General features: G+C 45.4%; 2 protein-coding genes. Both read left to right on the top strand.

The window, feature by feature from the left end:
• Positions 1-221: 221 nt before the first annotated feature.
• Positions 222-1007 carry an excinuclease ABC subunit UvrA gene (locus tag DFP97_RS30305; RefSeq protein ID WP_114384367.1) on the top strand — a complete coding sequence of 262 codons (786 nt, stop codon included), beginning with the start codon at positions 222-224 and terminating at the stop codon, positions 1005-1007.
• 286 nt (positions 1008-1293) lie between these two features.
• Positions 1294-1715, top strand: a 422-nt coding sequence (locus DFP97_RS30300; RefSeq protein ID WP_245976662.1) for a helix-turn-helix domain-containing protein, incomplete at its 3' end; no start/stop codon positions are given.

Genomic DNA, 1715 nt, shown 5'->3' with positions numbered 1-1715 from the left:
TACAAGCAACTCGGATTTAAGTTAATTCAAGGTAAGGGTGTATATATGTCATTTCTATAGCGGATATGGTTTTGAACTAACGGAGTTCCACCTCGGCAGCCCACCGCTACGTTAACGGGCAGTTATGCTCTCTTTTGTTCTTGAAAAAAAAGGAAAAATGGACGTCGGTGTGGAATCAGAACTTATAAAGAACATCGGAATAATTAATGGAGCGTGAGCCTATGGATCGCACACAGATTCCAGATAAACCATTCAACCCCAAACGACCGGGCACCCTCGTTGGTATCTTGTTGACCGTATCGGAGTATCTAGGTGCACTGTACGGAAGCATTGCGGAGACAAGGAGTGCCGGCTCCTATGGTCGTTGCTCCGAGTGTGGAGGAAACGTTGGATCAGCCGAGATCGACCCCGGTCGCATGATCGCCCCCGAGCTGTCACTCAAGAATGGCGCCGTCCTCTTGTGGGCTGGAACGGATTGCGCGCCAGTTCCAAGGATCAGGCAGTTGGCGGCAATGCTTGGAATCGATTATCTGAAACCGCTGGAGGAGCAAGATCCAGGGTTTATCCCCATCCTTCTATATGGGTACGACAAAGAACCCGTTTCGTTTGTCCATAACAAGAAACCGCGAACGGACTATTACCGCGGCTGCGTACACGATCTTCAATACATGATCGACGCGCGCACGACGAGTAAAGGCAATCTGAGGATGATTTCTTACTTCTCCAAAAGAACGGATTGTCCGGCGTGCCAAGGAACAGGCATGAGCAACACCGTCACTGATATCCGTCTCGCTGGCCATAGGCTGTCAGAGGCTGAAAAGCTGCCGATACCGGAAATGCGTTCCTTTATCCTGGGTCTGTCGCAGTTGATAGACGCGAAAGAGTACGACATTGTAAGCCCCATCATAAGCCAACTTGAACCAATGCTTATTTACTTGAACAAAATTGGAATCCGGACGCTCAATCCAACCACCGCACAAGAAGTAGTTCAGACCGTCACTTCCTAAGTCGCCTAGCGATGATCGTTCGCGTCTTCGATAGCCCCATGAAGACAAATTTTTGAAGGTGCCTAGTTATGCTAACGGGAGACGATAGTTCAACCTCGGAAGGACTACCACATGGCAGCCCTTCGTTACGCTAACTGGCAGTTTTGCTCAACAGCCTATATATGCTCAACTCAGGGTTTAATAACTCAATTTTCGGTTTAGTTATGCGATTACACCTCCATAAACATTGAAATATAGATGGGATATAATTAACGTATCAATAAATGGAGGTGCTTTAATAGTGCATATGGATGCCAGTAATATTGGTGACAGAATCAACCATCTTCGTCGAAATAAAAATATGACACAAGAGCAATTAGGTTTGGTTCTTAATGTTTCTCCTCAAGCGGTGTCCAAATGGGAAAAAGGGGACACGTTGCCCGATATCTCTCTTATAACGGCATTAGCAGACGTTTTTGACTGTACGACTGATTTTTTGTTTGGAAGATCTAATAATTTGAAATCGTTGTTACCTCAAATAAGAGTGGAACTCCGAAAGATTACCCAAGAGCAAAAAATTAATTTTCTAGGCGAGATAATTGCCGCAACATCATTCAATGATCCACCAATAGTGAAAAATCCCCAACTAACTCATATTCAGTTAGGTCCAACCGGAATGGGGTTGTGGGCAAAAGATAGACTTATTTGTATCGCAACGTCACAATTTCT

It is taken from the genome of Paenibacillus prosopidis (assembly GCF_003337375.1).
Lineage (GTDB): Bacteria > Bacillota > Bacilli > Paenibacillales > Paenibacillaceae > Pristimantibacillus > Pristimantibacillus prosopidis.
The sequence above is the reverse complement of the archived record's forward strand: the minus strand, read 5'-3'. Positions and strand labels throughout refer to the sequence as shown.